16 protein-coding genes are annotated in these 16,038 nt (G+C 69.7%); 3 read left to right on the top strand and 13 right to left on the bottom strand.

The features are described 5' to 3' along the window. Nucleotides 1–53 precede the first annotated feature (53 nt). From ARTB_RS15120 to ARTB_RS15100, 5 genes are all read right to left on the bottom strand, one after another. Nucleotides 54–3,152, bottom strand: a complete 3,099-nt coding sequence (locus tag ARTB_RS15120; RefSeq protein WP_243181281.1) for an AAA family ATPase — start codon at nt 3,150–3,152, stop codon at nt 54–56. Next, nucleotides 3,149–4,330: an exonuclease SbcCD subunit D gene (locus ARTB_RS15115; protein ID WP_243181280.1), complete on the bottom strand. Its 1,182-nt coding sequence runs from the start codon at nt 4,328–4,330 to the stop codon at nt 3,149–3,151. The genes ARTB_RS15120 and ARTB_RS15115 overlap by 4 nt, the downstream gene beginning before the upstream one ends. 82 nt (nt 4,331–4,412) lie before the next feature. Beyond that, nucleotides 4,413–5,417 carry an MIP/aquaporin family protein gene (locus ARTB_RS15110; protein ID WP_243181279.1) on the bottom strand — a complete coding sequence of 335 codons (1,005 nt, stop codon included), beginning with the start codon at nt 5,415–5,417 and terminating at the stop codon, nt 4,413–4,415. A gap of 178 nt (nt 5,418–5,595) precedes the next feature. Further along, nucleotides 5,596–5,937, bottom strand: coding sequence for a DUF202 domain-containing protein (locus ARTB_RS15105; protein WP_243181278.1), 342 nt, complete (start codon nt 5,935–5,937; stop codon nt 5,596–5,598). Next, nucleotides 5,934–6,290, bottom strand: a complete 357-nt coding sequence (locus ARTB_RS15100) for a YidH family protein (protein WP_028277508.1) — start codon at nt 6,288–6,290, stop codon at nt 5,934–5,936. The genes ARTB_RS15105 and ARTB_RS15100 overlap by 4 nt, the downstream gene beginning before the upstream one ends. A gap of 184 nt (nt 6,291–6,474) precedes the next feature. On the opposite strand from ARTB_RS15100, the gene ARTB_RS15095 reads away from it, so the two are divergent. Then, the gene (locus ARTB_RS15095) at nt 6,475–7,659 is read left to right on the top strand and encodes an ADP-ribosylglycohydrolase family protein (RefSeq protein ID WP_243181277.1); all 1,185 of its coding nucleotides are present in this window, start codon (nt 6,475–6,477) and stop codon (nt 7,657–7,659) included. Between the two features lie 600 nt (nt 7,660–8,259). Here the strand turns inward: ARTB_RS15095 and ARTB_RS15090 are convergent. Continuing rightward, nucleotides 8,260–8,802 carry a DUF4395 domain-containing protein gene (locus ARTB_RS15090; RefSeq protein WP_279294325.1) on the bottom strand — a complete coding sequence of 181 codons (543 nt, stop codon included), beginning with the start codon at nt 8,800–8,802 and terminating at the stop codon, nt 8,260–8,262. A 171-nt stretch (nt 8,803–8,973) separates the two neighbouring features. After that, nucleotides 8,974–9,990 carry an exonuclease domain-containing protein gene (locus tag ARTB_RS15085; protein WP_243181276.1) on the bottom strand — a complete coding sequence of 339 codons (1,017 nt, stop codon included), beginning with the start codon at nt 9,988–9,990 and terminating at the stop codon, nt 8,974–8,976. Nucleotides 9,991–10,105: 115 nt separating this feature from the next. Between ARTB_RS15085 and ARTB_RS15080 the strand changes: the two genes are divergently transcribed. Next, the gene (locus ARTB_RS15080; RefSeq protein WP_243181326.1) at nt 10,106–10,873 is read left to right on the top strand and encodes a VTT domain-containing protein; all 768 of its coding nucleotides are present in this window, start codon (nt 10,106–10,108) and stop codon (nt 10,871–10,873) included. A gap of 88 nt (nt 10,874–10,961) precedes the next feature. On the opposite strand, the gene rdgB is transcribed toward ARTB_RS15080, so the two are convergent. Genes rdgB through murI form a run of 4 tightly spaced genes read right to left on the bottom strand, consistent with a single transcriptional unit; the run spans nt 10,962 to nt 14,258 of the window. Beyond that, nucleotides 10,962–11,639: an RdgB/HAM1 family non-canonical purine NTP pyrophosphatase gene (rdgB, locus tag ARTB_RS15075; RefSeq protein WP_243181275.1), complete on the bottom strand. Its 678-nt coding sequence runs from the start codon at nt 11,637–11,639 to the stop codon at nt 10,962–10,964. Then, nucleotides 11,636–12,394, bottom strand: a complete 759-nt coding sequence (gene rph, locus ARTB_RS15070; protein WP_028276043.1) for a ribonuclease PH — start codon at nt 12,392–12,394, stop codon at nt 11,636–11,638. The genes rdgB and rph overlap by 4 nt, the downstream gene beginning before the upstream one ends. A gap of 53 nt (nt 12,395–12,447) precedes the next feature. After that, nucleotides 12,448–13,245: an MBL fold metallo-hydrolase gene (locus ARTB_RS15065; protein WP_243181274.1), complete on the bottom strand. Its 798-nt coding sequence runs from the start codon at nt 13,243–13,245 to the stop codon at nt 12,448–12,450. Continuing rightward, nucleotides 13,242–14,258: a glutamate racemase gene (gene murI, locus ARTB_RS15060; protein ID WP_028276045.1), complete on the bottom strand. Its 1,017-nt coding sequence runs from the start codon at nt 14,256–14,258 to the stop codon at nt 13,242–13,244. The genes ARTB_RS15065 and murI overlap by 4 nt, the downstream gene beginning before the upstream one ends. Nucleotides 14,259–14,317: 59 nt before the next feature. Between murI and ARTB_RS15055 the strand changes: the two genes are divergently transcribed. Further along, the gene (locus tag ARTB_RS15055; RefSeq protein ID WP_243181273.1) at nt 14,318–15,085 is read left to right on the top strand and encodes an EAL domain-containing protein; all 768 of its coding nucleotides are present in this window, start codon (nt 14,318–14,320) and stop codon (nt 15,083–15,085) included. A 5-nt stretch (nt 15,086–15,090) separates the two neighbouring features. Here the strand turns inward: ARTB_RS15055 and ARTB_RS15050 are convergent, their stop codons facing one another. Next, complete coding sequence (locus ARTB_RS15050) at nt 15,091–15,651, bottom strand: DUF2017 domain-containing protein (protein WP_243181272.1); 561 nt, start codon at nt 15,649–15,651, stop codon at nt 15,091–15,093. Next, on the bottom strand, nt 15,644–16,009 hold the full coding sequence (clpS, locus tag ARTB_RS15045; RefSeq protein ID WP_243181271.1) for an ATP-dependent Clp protease adapter ClpS: 366 nt from the start codon (nt 16,007–16,009) through the stop codon (nt 15,644–15,646). Before clpS ends, ARTB_RS15050 begins: the two co-directional genes overlap by 8 nt. Nucleotides 16,010–16,038 lie beyond the last annotated feature (29 nt).

Genomic DNA, 16,038 nt, shown 5'->3' with positions numbered 1-16,038 from the left:
CCCGGTAACAGAGCAATGATACCCGATCCCGGGGCGCCGGCCCGGGGACCGGCTCAGGCCCGGGTGTCGTCGCTGATGTGCAGGGTGGAGCCGCTGCGGCCCTTGACCACCTGGAGCTGGGTGCCGATGCGCTGCTTCATTTCGGCGACGTGGCTCACGAGCCCCACCACCCGGCCGCCGTCGCGGAGGCTTTCGAGGGCGTCCATGACCTGTTCCAGCGCCTGTTCGTCGAGGCTGCCGAAGCCCTCGTCCACGAAAAGGGTCTCGATGTCCACGCCGCCGGACTCATGCTGCACGACGTCCGCCAGCCCAAGGGCCAGCGCCAGTGAGGCCATGAAGGACTCGCCGCCGGAGAGGGTGGCGGTGTCCCGGCGCTGGCCGGTCCACTCGTCCACGACCTCCAGGCCAAGGCCGGACTTCGCGCCGCGTGCTGCCTTGGCGTCGGTGTGCTGCAGCGTGTAGCGGCCATCGCTCATACCGATCAGGCGTTCGGAGGCAGCGACGGCCACCTGCTCGAGCCGGGCCGCGAGGACGTAGCTGTTCAGGCTCATGCGGTAGGTGTTGTCTCCGCCGCCCTTGGCCGCGTCCGCGACCGCGGTGAGCATCGCGGCCCGGTCCCGCGGTTCCCTGCCGGCGGCGGCGAGGTCCGCGTAGTCGCCGGCGATGCGCCCGAGTATCCGGAGCGAGTTTTCCGCCAGCCCGGCAGCAAGCATGGCTTCCCGGGCTTTGCGTTCAGCCGCCGCCGATTCCGTCCTGAGCTCCTCGAGGGCGGCGTCGCTGACGATGTCCCCGGCGGCCCGCTCGGCTGCCGCCAGGGCCAGGTCCTCTCCGGCGAACAGTTCCTGGATCCTGGCGGCCTCGTCCTGTCCGGCCCGGATGGCCGTTTCGAGGCTTGTCGCCACCGGCGCTGGCAACAGCGCTTCCCGCGCCGCGGCTTCGGTGCTGAAACCGGCTCCGGGAAGGGCCTCTTCAAGGTTCCGGCGTGCCTCCGCGGTGCGGGCGGCGGCCTGTTCGTGGGCCGAGTGTGCGGCGTCGGCGTGCTCCAGGACCGCCGTGGTTGCCGTCAGGGCGGCGATCCGCTGTTCGAGGGTCGCGTGGCCGGCACGCAGCTTGTCCAGGGTGGCTTCGAGGGCCTGTGCCTGTTCGTCGATTTCGGCGATCGTCGATTGCGTCTGCGCGATGCCGGAGACGGCGTCGGCCTGCGCCCGCTCTGCGTCGGCGATCTCCGCTTCGAGTTCTGCCATCCGGGCCCGGCTGGCAGCAAGGTCCGTGGCAGCGCGGACCGCGTCATCAGCCCGTTCCCGGGCCAAGGCTGCCTCCTCACGGGCTTCCCCGGCAGGTGTGTTGCCGCCTTGGGCGGCCAGGACGGCGACGTTCTGTTGGGCCTCGGCGAGCTCACGACCTAGGGCGGCGACGGTTTCTTCTGCCGTGTCGCTGGCCTGTTGCGCGGCTTTCTCGGCCTCGGCGACGGCCAGGGCGGAGGCTGCTGCGGGGGCAGGCGCCGGGTGTTCAGGGCTGCCGCAGACAGGACATGGGACCCCGGCCAGGAGCTGGGTGGCGAGCTCGGCGGCGGCGTTGGTGAGCCGTTGCTCACGGAGGTCCAGCCAGTGCTGTCTCCGGTCCTGGTGCGTGCTGAGGGCAGCGGCGTGCTGTCCGGCGGTTGCCGCGCACTCGGCCTCGGCGGCGAGGAAGCGGCCAACGATGGTCACGAGTTCGTCCGCTGCCGTGGCTTCCTTGGTGCGCAACTGGACTTCCGCGGCCAGCTCCTCGAGGGGGCGGATGCCGGCGGACAGGGCCGCCGACTCAGTGCGCAGGGTGTCCAGTGCGGCGGCACCGGCCAGCCGTCCTTTTTCCAGCTCCTGCAGTTGCAGGCGCAGCCGGCCGCCGCGCTGTGTGAGCCCGAGGAGCCGGGCTTCGTCGGGCAGGCGTTCGGTGAGCACGGCGTTCAGGGACCGCAGCCGGGCGAGGGTTCCGCGGACGGCCGCGCTGTCCAACATGACGGATTTACCCGCCCGGACAGGGTCGGCATCGTCGTCGTCGGCGGTGGGGACGCCGGCGTCGAGGACGTCCTGCCCGGCGAGCTCCGGGTCTGTGGCGGCCGCGGACCGCAGCTGCCGCGCCGCATCCAGCAGGGCCGTTCCTGCCAGGTCCTCGGCTGCCGCGGCGCTTTCGACCGCCTGCAACTGGCCGCCGAGCATTTCGGCCTGGCGGTGCAGGCCCAGTGTGACGGCCTTGCCCGCCAGGACGGGGGCGGCGGCGTCGGCGTCGATCCGCCGCTGTTCCGCGGCGGCGAGTTTGGCGTGGCGGTTGGCCCGCGCGTTCGCCGCCTCCAACAGGGACGCCTGGTCGGCGGCCTGCTTCTCGGCTCCCCCGGCAGCGCTGCGCCGGCCCTCCACGGCGGCTGCCGCTGCGGCGTCGAGCCAGGCCAACAGGGCATCGGGTTCATCCCGGCCGGGGGCGCCGTCGGGGTCGAGTTCGAGCGCCGCTGTTTCGGACTCCGCCTGTGCCAGCAGCAGGTCCAGCTTCGCGTTGAGGTTGGCGACCTCGGCCTTGGCGGTCTGCGCCTGCCGGGACAGTTCCTGTTCCACGGCTTCAAAGCGCTGCGTACCGAACAGGCTCTGCAGCAGCTCCAGACGGTCGGACGCCTTGGAGCGCAGGAACGCGGCGAAGTCCCCCTGCGGCAACATGACGACGCGCGTGAACTGGTCCCGGTTCATGCCCAGGACGTCGGTGATCTCGGCGCCGGCCTCATCATTCCTGCCCGATTTCTCCACCCACGCGCCGTCGATGCGTTCGCGCAGCAGCGTGTTGGCCTGCTGGACCGTGAAGCCGTTCCGGCCCCGGGCGCTCGGCTTGTCCCACGCGGGCGAGCGGGAGACTTCGAAGTGCCGGCCCTTGGCCGAGAATTCGCAGGTGACGCGCGGCTCGGCGGCGGCCTCCGCGTGGTCGCTGCGCAGCCGCTTTCCGTCCTGGCGGGCCCCGGGAACCGATCCGTAGAGGGCGAAGCAGATGGCGTCCAGGACGCTGGTCTTGCCCGCGCCGGTGGCGCCGTTCAGCAGGAAGAGCCCGTGTGCGCTCAGGCGGTCGAAGTCGATCCGCTCCGTGCCCGCAAACGGGCCGAACGCGGAAATCTCCAGGCGGTGGATCCTCACAGGGACGCTCCTTCCAGGCGCACGACGTCGAGCGCCTCGGCGAGGACTGCGGCTTCGGCGTCGGAAGCCGGCCTGCCCCGGACGTGCTCGAGGAATCCGCAGCAGACGGAGAGGTCGTCCTCGGCTTCGGCCAGCCGGCTGCTGTAGCTGGCTTTGGGCGCCGCGCCGGGACCATCGGGATCGAAGCCGAGCACCAGGGTGTCGGGGAACCGTGCCCGCAGGCGGTCCATCGCCTGGGCCGGGCGGGCCTCGTCAGTCAGCGTGATCTGGCAATACGCAGTCTCGGCCCACGCGAAGTCCTCCGACTCCAGAAGCTCATCCAGCTTCCCGCGGAGCACGGCGAGGGTCCGGGGCGCATCCCACAGCACCTCGCGCACGCCGCCGATCCCCTCGGCGTCGACCTCCACGAGCCAGCTGCCCTTCCTGTGCTTCGCCTCCGAGAACGAATACGCGAGCGGCGAGCCGGAGTAGCGCACTGCCGGCGAGAGCTCCTGCCTGCCGTGCAGGTGGCCCAACGCGGTGTAGCCAAAGCCGTCGAAGAGATCCAGCGGGACCGCGCCGACGCCGCCGATGCTCAGATCCCGTTCGCTGTCGGAGCTGATGCCGCCGCTGGCGAAGGTGTGCGCCAGCACCACCGAATGGACGGTCCGGGTCTGACTCCGCTGCCGCACGTCGGCACGGATCCGTTCGGTGGCGGCGCGGGTGACCTCGAAGTGGCTCGCGGTCTCGACGCCCAGCTGCTCGGCGACCAGCCGGGGCTCCAGCCAGGGGATCCCGTAGATGGCGAGCACCGGCGCTGCCTCATTCCCGGCATCGTCCCCGAGCGGAAAGAGAACGGGAACGTCCAGTTCATTCAGCCGTGTGCGCAAATGCACTCCCCCGCGCTCGAGCAGCCGCGACGCGAACCCCAGCCTGATAGCGGAGTCGTGGTTGCCGCTGGTCAACACAACTTCGGCGCCGGCCCCGGTGAGGCGCACCAGGGCGTCATCCAGCAGGCCGACGACGTCGACGCCCGGCAGTGCGCGGTCATAGACGTCCCCGGCGATGAGGACGACGTCGACGCTCTCATCCCGGACAAAGGCCACAAGCTGGTCGATGAAGGCGCGCTGGGCATCCAGCATACCGATGCCGTGGAAGGACCGGCCCAAGTGCCAGTCGGAGGTGTGCAATAACCGCATATTCCTACGGTATCGGCTGCCACCGACACTCTTGCGCCACCACCCCGGAGGTGTGACGGAGGTTAAAAGTGGTCAGCAGTGGCTACTTCCCGCCCTTGCGGTCGAAGAAGCTGCGGGCCTCGTCGTTGCCGGCGGGGGCGGCCGAAGCAGAAGCGGTGGCGGCGGTGACGCCGGCCAGCCCAGCGTCATCGAAATCGGCGCCATCCGCATCGGCTTCCGTGAGCTCTCCGTCGGACTGGGCGGCGGGCCTTCCGTCGGACTGGCCGGCGGTCTGGGCGGTGGGCTGGCCGGTGACCGCGGCAGTGGCCGGGTCACTGGTCCGGGCCGACTGGACGAAGCCGCGGCATACCAGCCCGGCGATGGCCGCACCGACCACCGGTGCCACCCAGAACAGCCACAGCTGCCCGAGCGCGTCCGGGCCGCTGAAGATGGCCGACGCCGTTGCCCGGGCCGGGTTGAACGGCACATTGCCCAGGGCCTGGCCCAACTGCAGGAGCATCGCCGTCGTCAGGCCGACCGCGAAGGGCGCAGCCGCCCTGGACGGATTCCGGCGGGCGGTCGTGGCAAGGAAGATGGCCACGAGCAGTGCCGTGCCGAGGACCTCCACGAGCAGGACGCCTGCCATGGGCACCTGGATGATCGAGTGCTCGCCGAATCCCGCGGCCACGGTGGCGAATGCGCCTTGGGAGTCGTTGATGGTCGGCACGGTGCGCAGCACGCCGTACAGGGCGACGGCCCCGAGCACGGCGCCCACCAGCTGCGCGCCGATGTAGGCGGCGGCGTCGGCAAGCCGGATCCGGCCGGCGATGGCGTTGCCCACGGTGACGGCGGGGTTGAAGTGGCCGCCGGAGACGTAACCGACGGCGAGCATCGCCGCCGTCAGGGCCAGGCCGGCGGCCAGGGCGGCGGGCAGCGGGCTCGACTGCGGAATGGTGAAGAGCGGCACACCCAGGCCCGCAACCACGACGATCAGGGTCCCCAGGGCCTCGGCGGACAGCCGGGCCACGAGCCCGGGCCGGGGCGGAACGTCGCTGGCGGCCGGCGGCTGGACGTCAACGGCGTCGGGGGCTGGCACAAGCAGGGTCATGGTCAGGATTCCTTTGCTGGCGGCGCGCCCAGGGCTGCAGTTGCGGCGTCGCTGGACCGCCGCCGGGTTCGTGATCCGGGGCGGCCACGGCCGCCTGGAGAATGGGTCCGCCAGCAGTCTGCCAGCGCAATCTGGATGTTGGCTGGATACCGGCTGGGTGCCCGTTCCGGCCCGCCGCTCAGTGCCCCAGGGCGACCGCGGCCACGGCGCTGGCGGCCAGGACCACGACGGCGGCGGCGGCCCAGCGCAGCAGCGGCGCCGGCGGTGCAGCGTTGGACCGCCGGAGCTCGCGCCCGCGGACCAGCACGCACACACCCAGGACCAGCGTCGCGGCCATAGCGGCCAGCGCGCAGAGGCCAAGGAAATCAACAGGACCCGCAGCGCCGCCCCGGGACCCTGCGAGCGCCCAGCTGCGCCAGACCAGCAGGTCCGCCACGATGAGGGCCAGCAACGTCCGGCGCCAGGCCAGGGAGGTCCGCTCGGGCTGCAGCCCAGGGTCCCTGACCGCAGCCGGTTTCACCTCGCCACCAGGATCAGGACCGCGAACACCAGGGCCGCAGCCGCAACGCCGATGGTCATCACCAGCATCACTGCGGAGAACGGCAACTCCCTGTTGTTCCGCATGGCAGCCTCCATGAGACCCCACCGGTGGTAGGACAGGGCGGCCAGGCCCGCGCCCAGGAACGCGAGGATGACGCACAACACGATCCGCACGGGGCCGGGCGCGATCTCCGGGGCCAGCTGGTCGATCGCCAGGGCTCCGGCAATCAGGGCCAGGGACGTGCGGATCCAGGCCAGGAACGTCCGCTCGTTGGCCAGGGAGAACCTGTAGTCGGGGGTGGTCCCGGTCTTCCGCCACGCTGGTTCGCGCATTCGTTTCCTCCGCTGCCCGGCGGTACGGCGCCGGCGGTTGCCTCGTCTGACCGCTGGACGGGTCCTACCAGCACCCTACCGGCCTTCCGCATCCGCCGCCGCCCGGCACCCAGGCGGCGGCGCTAAGTCCCCGGCGGGCGCCGGCATTGCGGGGTGCGGTGCAGCGCCGGGTAAATTTGAGGGCATGAGCACCGAGCCCGGGACCAGCCCCGCACCCGCCCCATCACCCGGCCAGCCACACTCCCCTGCCCACGGCTCGCGCATCCACGGCTGCCTGCTGGGCGGCGCGCTCGGAGATTCGCTGGGCTACGCCGTCGAGTTCGACAGCATTTCCGCCATCCGCGCCCGGTTCGGCCCCGCGGGCCTGCAGGATTTTTCCGCGCTCGACGCCGGCAGCCCGTTTTCGGACGACACGCAAATGACGCTGTACACCGCCGACGGCCTCCTCGAGGCGCTGGAATGGGCCAACGACGGCGTGGCGGCGGACATCAACGCGTGCTTGTGGCTCGCGTACCTGCGCTGGCTGGGCACCCAGGGCGTCGCCGTGCCGGCGTCGGCCCCGTTCCAGCCGCCGCGCTGGATCGATGCCCAGGATGTCCTGAAGAGCCGGCGCTCGCCCGGCAACGCGTGCCTGAGCGGACTGGCCACGGGCGAGATGGGTACCGTGAAGCGCCCGGTCAATCCGGATTCGAAGGGCTGCGGCACCGTGATGCGGTCGGCGCCTTTCGGCCTGATCCCCCACCTCGAAGCGGAAACGGTCTATAAGCTCAGCGCCGATGCCGCGTCCCTGACGCATGGCCACCCCGCGGCACGGCAGAGCGCCGGAGTTTTCAGCCTTCTCATCCATGCCCTGTCCTCCGGCCACGGGCTGCGCGAAGCGGCGGAATCCGCCCTCGGGCAGCTGCTCGGCGGCATCCTGCGCAAGGGCGAAAATCCGGATCCGGAGGTGGTGGCGCGGCTGCAGGCGGCCCTGCGGTTGGCCGGAAACCTGCCCGGCGGCGGAGACGTGCTCAGCCCCGAGGACCTGGTTGGCGAACTCGGCGAGGGGTGGGTGGCCGAGGAAGCCCTCGCCGTCGCGCTGTACGCCGTGCTGGCCACAGCCCCGGGAACCGGGACAGGAACGGGGACGGCGGACACCGGGACTGCGGACGCTGCCGGGACCGACCCCGCCCAGACGCATTTCCGTGCCGCGATCGCGGTGGCGGTGAACCACAGCGGGGACAGCGATTCGACGGCGTCGATCGCCGGGAACATCCTGGGCGCGTTCTACGGCGAGCGGTGCCTGCCGGCAGACTGGCTGGCGGCGCTGCAGGCGCCGGAGGTCATCCGGGGCATGGCCTCGAAGCTGACCGCCGTCACTGGCTCATAGCTTCGGCGGCCAACACTCGGCCGGGCCAGTGAACGCCAGGTCTCGAGTCTCCGGCATTTGCGCAACGCAGCCAGCTGCGTCCGGAAGCCGCGGCCCGGCTTGTCCGCGGGACATGCCCCGTACCGCCCCGCCGCGAAGGACATGCCCATCCCTGGCCGCGGCATCCTCAGGACATGCCCATTTCCGGCGGCGGGGAATGGGCATAGTGCCACTATGTCCACCCGTCAGAGCCTCCAGAGGACATGCCCAGCCCTGGCCGCGGCATCCTCAGGACATGCCCATCTCCGGCGGCGGGGACTGGACATATTGCCACCATGTTCACCCGTCAGAGCCTCCGGAGGACATTTCCGCCCCTGACGGCAGCGCACCCAGGGACATGTCCGGTCGCCCCATGGCTCGAAGGACATGTCCATCCCCAGGCCGCGGCATCCTCAGGACATGCCCATTTCCGGCGGCGGGGACTGGACATATTGCCACTATGTCCACCCGTCAGAGCCTCCGGAGGACGTGTCCCCTGGCGGCAGCGCACCCAAGGACATGCCCAGCCCTGGCGGCCGCTTCGGCGGAACCCAGGCGCCGCGGACCTAAGCGTCCCGGATCCTAGGCGCCGCGGAGCGATATGTTGTTGCAGGCTTCGCAGACGTCCTCGGGGATGAGCCCGCGGCGCTGCAGGAAGCCGAAAATGGTGCAGCCGAGGCAGAACCCGGCGAACGCCTCAAGGGACGCGGCGGTGATCAGCACGGCGAGCAGCACCCACGCCGCCGGCGCGAGGCCGGCGGCCAGCAGCACCGCCGACGCCGTCGACACGGCAGCGCCGATGCCCTGGGCGAACCGCTTGGGCGGACCGGGGACAAGACGGGTCCGCCCGAGCCAGGGCGTCAGGACCTTGACCGAGAGCTGGGCCAGGGGCGAGATCCGGGGACCGAACAGCACGCGCAGCCAGAAACCGGCCGCGATGACGGCGAGCCCCCACCCGAAACCGGTCAGCAGGGTCACGGCGGACAGCGCCACCACCAGGGCCGCGGTGATGCGGGCGGCGTACTCATTCACCGGGTTCGGAAACGCGAACACCCGATGCCAGTCAATTCCGCGCGTCGCCGGTGCTGACTTCGCGGGCGCCGACGACGCCGAGTCCGCTGGCATTGACGCCGACGGCGCTGACTTGGCCGGCGCTGTGGGGACCTGTGCATCCGTGGGTTTGCTCATCCGCCAAGGCTACGAGCGGGCGCGCCGTGGGAGGAATGATTGTTGCGCCGTGTGACCGCAGGGTCAGGCAGAACCCGGACAGTCAGGGCCGGGTCAGGCAGGGCCGGGTCAGGCAGGTGCGGCAGCCAGATGTCCGCCGACCATCTGGAGGAATTCGCCCTCGGACAGGACCTCGATCCGCTGCCCGCGTTCGTGCAGTTCCAGGACGCGGCGCGCCTTGCCGGTCAACCGGCCGGAGCGCAGGTCCGCGGCCACAAACCCGTCGCCCACCACCAGAACGGTAGTACGGGCTGTCACCCGGCTTTCAGGCCTGGCGCCAAGCTCTGCGGAACGGACCTTTGCTTCGGGGCGGGGAATTGCCAGTTCGCCGGTGAACACCACGGTCTGGCCGAACAGTGGGTGGTCGGGGCTGGCGGCGGCGTTGGGTGTCGGGTTGGGGCCTTCCTCCGGCCACCCGGCCACGAAGCGCCGGCCCGGGGCCGAACCGGCGGTTCCCCCGGCGAGCGCCTCCATTGCGGCCAGGGTGGCCTTGGACAGCGGGTCGCGCCGGGGGTCGAACGCCGGCTGGTGGGACACCGTCAGGCCGAGGGACAGGTAGAGTTCCGCGATGCTAGCTGCCCCGTTGCGGGCGGCGATGTCGATCAGGATGCCGGCACAGGCCCGGGCGTCCTCGGCGGCATCGTGGTGGTTGATCAGCGGGACCCCGGCCTCTTCGGCGGCGTACGGCAGCGAATTGGACACCAGGGAGTAGCAGCGCCGGGACAGTATCACTGTGCAGACGTAGTCGTACGCGGGTCCGGCCATCCCGGAGACCTCCAGGCCGGAGCGGATCACACCGAGATCGAACCCTGCATTGTGGGCCGCCAGCACGTCGCCGCCGATGAACGCGCCGATCTCCGGGAACAGCTCCCCGAACCGCGGCAGTCCCGCCACCTGGTCCGGCCGGATGCCGTGGATCCGGACGTTGTGGTGGTCGAAGGTGTCATGGTTTTCCGGTGGCCGCATGAGCCAGGAGGCTTCCTCAACGACGACGCCGCCGCGGACCTTGCTCAGGCCAACAGCGCACGGTGAACCGCGGAAGCCGTTCGCGGTCTCAAAGTCGATCGCCGTAAAGTCCAAAGTCACGGCCCAACTTTACCGCCCGCGGACGGATCCTCCCGCACCGGGAACGGTCCCCGGGGCTGGGCCCCCGGGCCTGCAGCCTGCCGTCAAGTACCCTTAACAGGTGAACGTACTAGCAATGAGCGACCTCGCCGTGTCCGCCCTTGGCGGCGCCGGCCCCGTCCAGCCGCACCTGGCCTCCTTCCTGCCGGACTGGCTCAACCCCCAGGTTTTCCTGGCGAATCCGGCCTTTGCGCCGTGGGTGGTCCTGCTGGTCTGCGGCATCATCTTTGCCGAGACCGGGCTGCTGATCGGATTCTTCCTGCCTGGGGACTCCATGCTGTTCACTGCCGGGCTGCTCGTGGCCACCGGCACCATCCAGGTCAACATCTGGGTCCTGACCGCGCTCATCATCGTCGCCGCGATCATCGGCAACCAGGTGGGCTACCTGATTGGGTCCAAGGCGGGACCTGCCCTGTTCAACAGGCCCAACTCCAAGCTGTTCAAGCGTGAAAACGTGGATAGTGCGCATGCGTTCTTCGAAAAGCACGGCGGCAAGGCCCTGATCCTGGCCCGGTTCGTTCCGATCATCCGCACCTTCGTCCCGGTGATCGTGGGCGTTGCGCAGATGAGCAAACGCAAATTCTTCACCTACAACGTGATCGGCGCGGTGCTGTGGGGCGGCGGCGTCACGCTCCTGGGTTACCTGCTCGGGGACAAAGTGCCGTGGGTCAAGGACAACCTGGACATCATCTTCATCGCCATCGTGCTGGTCTCCGTGATCCCGATCGCCATCGAGGTCATACGGGGCGCCATCGCCAGGCGCCAGGCCGAGAAGTACGGCACGGACGCCGTGGACGAATTCATCGAAGAGCATGAGCCCGAAGAAGAGCGCCGGACCCCGTAGCGCACTGCCGCAGTAAACGCAGCAGATAACAAGGAAGGCGCCCCACCGTGTGGGGCGCCTTCCTTCGTCCTGAGCCTGGCCGGGCAGGCTACTTCCCGGCCAGGGCCTCGACGATGGCCGGCAGGAGCGCCCGGAACGCATGGCCCCGGTGGCTGATGGCGTTCTTCTCCTCGGAACTGAGCTCGGCGCAGCTGCGTTCCAGCCCGTTCGGCTGCAGGACGGGGTCATAGCCGAAGCCGCCCTCCCCGCGCGGCTCCCGCAGGAGTGTCCCTTCCAGCTGCCCGTATTCCACGACTTCCCGGCTGCCGTCGGGCGAGGACCCGGGCACCGCCAGCGCTGCCGCGCAGACGAACGCGGCCCCGCGGTACCCGTCCGGCACGTCGGCCAGCTGGGCGAGCAGCAGCTGCAGGTTCGCGGCGTCGTCGCCGTGCCGGCCGGACCAGCGCGCCGAGAATATCCCGGGCGCGCCGCCGAGGACGTCCACGGCCAGTCCGGAGTCGTCGGCGATCGCCACGAGCCCCGTGGCCTCGGCCACCGCCCGGGCCTTGAGCAGCGAGTTTTCGGCGAAGGTTACGCCGGTCTCGGCGACGTCGGGGGCACCGACGGCGCCGGCGTCCACCACCTGCGTGTCGACGTCGAGCCCGGGAACCTGGCCGCGGAGCAGCTCACGGAGTTCCCGGAGCTTGCCTTTGTTGTGGGTGGCCAGGACAAGCCGCGGGCCCGGGCCGTCGGCTTCCGGCCGGTCCGCGAGGGGCGTCTCCGTCACGGGGCCTCCGCCAGGGTGTCGCGCTGGATCGCGGCGAGCTGCTCCGTGCCCAGCAGCGCGAGGTCCAGCAGCTTGTTCAGTTCGTCACGGTCGAACGGTGCGCCCTCGGCGGTGCCCTGGACTTCGACGAACTTACCGGAGCCTGTCACCACGACGTTCATGTCGGTCTCGGCGCGCACGTCTTCGACGTAGGGCAGGTCGAGCATCGGGACGCCGTCGATGATGCCCACGGACACCGCGGCGATCGTGTCGATCAGGGGCTGGGCGTTGCGGGCGATCATCTTCTTCTCGCGGGCGAACCGGATGGCGTCGGCCAGTGCCACGTAGGCGCCGGTGATCGCCGCGGTGCGCGTGCCGCCGTCGGCCTGCAGGACATCGCAGTCCAGCACGATTGTGATCTCGCCGAGGGCCTTGGTGTCGATGATGGAGCGCAGCGAGCGGCCGATCAGCCGGGAGATCTCATGGGTGCGGCCGCCGATTTTGCCCTTGACCGACTCGCGGTCGGACCGGGTGTTCGTGGCCCTGGGCAGCATGGCGTACTCGGCCGTGACCCAGCCGCGGCCCTCGCCCTTGAGCCAGCGAGGCACGCCCTCGGTCAGGGAAGCCGTGCACAGGACCCGGGTGTTGCCGAACTCGATCAGGGCCGAACCCTCGGCCTGCTTGGACCAGCCGCGCGTGATGCTGATGGGGCGAAGCTGGTCGGGGGTACGGCCGTCGGCGCGGATGACGGGGACACTGGGAGCTTGGGAAGTCATGCCTTTAGCTTATCGACTCACCCGGTCCCGACCGCGCGGGCCGCCTGCGCGCGCTAGACGGTGTAGTGCACGCCCGCGACGGCGACCGCCACGTCCTTGCCGAAGATCTCCTTGGCCTCGGCCATGACGGTGGTCGGCGACGTCCAGACGGGAATGTGCGTCAGCAGCAGCCGGCGCGCGCCGGCGGCGACGGCGGCCTCCCCCGCCCGCTTGCCCGTCAGGTGCACGTCCTTGATCCCGTCGTCGCGGCCTTCCTCGAACGCCGCCTCGCACAGGAAAAGGTCGGCGTCGCGCGCGGCGTCCTCCAGGCCCGCGCAGGAGTCCGTGTCCCCGGAGTAGCTCAGGACGCGGGTCACGGGCGTGCCGTCCTTGGCGGGCTCGGTGACCTCCACGCGGAGGGCGTAGGCCTCCTCGACCGGATGGTTCACCGCAAAGGGCGTCACCGTGAACGGGCCGACGCTGACCGGCTTGCGCTCGGACCAGTTGCTGAAATCGAATTCCTCGTGCATGCCCGGATCCAGGTCCAGCCCGTAGGCCGTGGCCATCCGGTCGGCCGTCGCGGCAGGCCCCCACACCGGAATCCTGCCCCGTCCCCAGCCGCCCGGCTTCCAGCGCACGGCAACATGGAGCCCGCACAGGTCCATGCAATGGTCCGGGTGCAGGTGGGTGAGGAAGATCGCGTCAATGTCCTCCAGGTCCGTGTAGCGCTGGATGGCGCCGAGCGCCCCGCTGCCGAGGTCCAGGACGATCTTCCAGTTCCGCTCGCCGTCGTTGGCGGTCAGCAAATAGCACGACGCCGGCGAGCCCGGCCCCGGGAAGGAGCCGGTACAGCCCACGATGGTCAGCTTCACAGCAGTGGTCCCCCGCCCGCGGATCCGCCCACGAAGTTGGAGATCCGCGGCCGGCCCGCGCCGGCCCGGGCGGCGGCGATCATCTCCGGGGTGATCCGGGCGAGGCTGCCGGTGGGGTACTGCGCCGCGACGTGGTCCACGTGGCGGACACTGAGGACCTCGGGGCCCAGGAAGCGCCGGGCGAGGTGCTCAAACTGGGCGGCGTCGCCGGTGGCGATGAAATTGTGCTCCGGCGCCGCGGCGTCCGTGCGCTCCAGGCCCCGGGAGGCCAAAGCCCGGTAGACGTCCTTGGCGGTTTCCTCAGCGCTGGAAACCAGCGTGACGTCCTCACCCATAACGAAGGAGATCACGCCGGTGAGCAGCGGGTAGTGGGTGCAGCCGAGCACCACCGTGTCCACCCCGGCGGCAATGAGCGGTGCCAGGTAGTCGCGGGCGACGGCGAGCAGTTCCGGTCCGGTGGTAATCCCGGCCTCCACGTACGGCACGAACGCCGGGCAGGCCACGGACGTGATCTCCAGGTCCGGGGCCGCGGCGAAGGTGTCCTCGTAGGCGCGTGAGCCCACCGTGGCCGAGGTCCCGATCACACCCACCCGGCCCGTCCGGGTCGCCGCGACGGCGCGCCGCACGGCCGGCTGGATCACTTCGATCACGGGGATCCCGTACCGGGCCGTGTACCGTTCGCGGGCGTCACGCAGCACGGCGGCGGACGCGGAGTTGCAGGCGATGGTCAGCAGCTTCACGCCGGAATCCACGAGCTCGTCCATGACGCCGAGGGCGTTGGCCCGGACTTCGGCGATGGGAAGGGGGCCGTAGGGGCCGTGCGCAGTGTCACCGACATACAGGATGGATTCGTTGGGCAGCTGGTCAATGATCGAGCGGGCCACCGTGAGGCCGCCGACTCCGGAGTCGAAGACGCCGATGGGGCGCGACGCCAGCCCGGCATTTCCGGCGCTGCCCGCTGCGGTCTCCGCCGCAGCTGGCGCTGCCGGATCCGTATTTGATGCTGAAGTCATGATTATTCGAGGATAGGGCTTCACTACAGGCACGGCCATCACATTGTGTCCTGCAACTCGTGTCTGATGGGTCACACAGGTTTCCGGCGGATGGGCAAGGCGCGGAAGACCCTGCCTTCCAACCGATCTATGACGCCGTTGCTGGTCGCGTATGGGGCTCCGAGGCACTGGTCAGAGGCTTGACGGGAGAGGGGGCTTTTCACGTCCTGTCCAGAGTCGCACCTGAGCAAAAGTACCGTTTCGACCAGGACTGCCGCGTCAAGGCAATCGAGCTGGCATCGCGGCTGTTTCCTGCCGGTGAGGACTTGATTCTCTCCATCAACTTCATGCCGAACGCGGTGTACGAACCGGCCGCGTGCCTTCGTGCGACGCTGCTTGCAGCCAGGCGTTGCAGCTTTCCGACGTCGTCGATCATGTTCGAGTTCACGGAGAATGAGGAGGTTTCCGACACCGCCCACCTCACGAACATCATCACCGAATACCGCAAGCATGGTTTCACCACCGCCATCGACGACTTTGGTGCCGGTCATGCAGGGCTGGGGCTGCTGGCCGATTTCCAGCCGGACCTGGTCAAGATCGACATGAAGCTCATCCGGGGAATCGACACCAGCCCGGCCTTCCAGGCTGTCGTTGCTGGCATCGTCGGCATCGCCAAGGAGCTCGACATCACGGTGCTCGCAGAGGGCACCGAGACGGAGGCGGAGTTCCGGATTCTGAAGGAGGCCGGCATCCGCTTGTTTCAGGGATATTGGTTCGCAAAGCCGGCCTTCGAGGAGCTTCCTCAGATACAGTCCGTGCCTGTTTCTGACGCCACCGCTGTCGCTTAGCGGCCCTACCTATCGAGCGAGTGCGCCATGGCCTGGACCAGCGACTCCTGCAGCCAGGTGGTGAAGTTGTACACCAGGGCCAGGTAGCTTTCGACGTCCTCGGCCTGGGCCCAGTCCTGCATGAGGTGGATGTTGTCGGCGTCGGCGTCGTCACGGATGTCGAGGCGTTCGGCCAGCACCAGCCGGACATCGTTGAGCGCGGTGGCCCAGTGCCGGGCGTCGTCCGGGGTCAGGACGAGGTTGTCCCGGTCCAGGCTCAGTGCGGCCGCCTTCAGCGCGCCGATCTTGCTTTCGCGCAGCGACCGCTCGGTGTAACGGCGGAACTCCAGGGAGGCGGCGTCGTCGTTCTTCATCACGTTCGGCAACAGCCGCCGCATGGCGCGGTCAGAGGGTTCGCGGGCTTCGGTGTCAAGGCCCACCAGGGCCGCCAGCGGGTCCTCGTTGGCGCGCTGCTCCGGCTCCAGCATGGAGATGACGTCATCGAAAAGGCTGCGCAGCAGCTCCCGCTCGGCCGGCTCCAGATGGCCCTTGATGCCCTTGAGCCCGTACTTGAATGCCTTAGCCACGTTTTCCCTTGCCTTTGCCGGAACCGCCCGCGGTGCCGCCGGTGGCCTTTTCCACCGTCGCCCAGAGGCCGTAGCCATGCATCGCGACGGCGTGCTGCTCCACCTGTTCCTTGCTGCCGTGCGCCACGATCGAGCGGCCCTTCTTGTGGACCTCCATCATCAGCTTGTTCGCTTTCGCCTCCGAGTAGCCGAAATAGCTGCGGAACACATAGCTCACATAGCTCATCAGGTTCACGGGATCGTTCCAGATCACGAGGTTCCAGGGGACGTCCGGGGCGGTCAGGACGTCGCCGGACGTCACTGTTCCGGTCTGGGTACTCTCCCGTGTGTCGGGGCCGAGCGCAACGCTGAGGGTCATCTGTCCATTCTATGGGGATGCACACTAGA

The organism is Arthrobacter humicola, from assembly GCF_022803015.1.
Lineage (GTDB): Bacteria > Actinomycetota > Actinomycetes > Actinomycetales > Micrococcaceae > Arthrobacter > Arthrobacter humicola_A.
The sequence above is the reverse complement of the archived record's forward strand: the minus strand, read 5'-3'. Positions and strand labels throughout refer to the sequence as shown.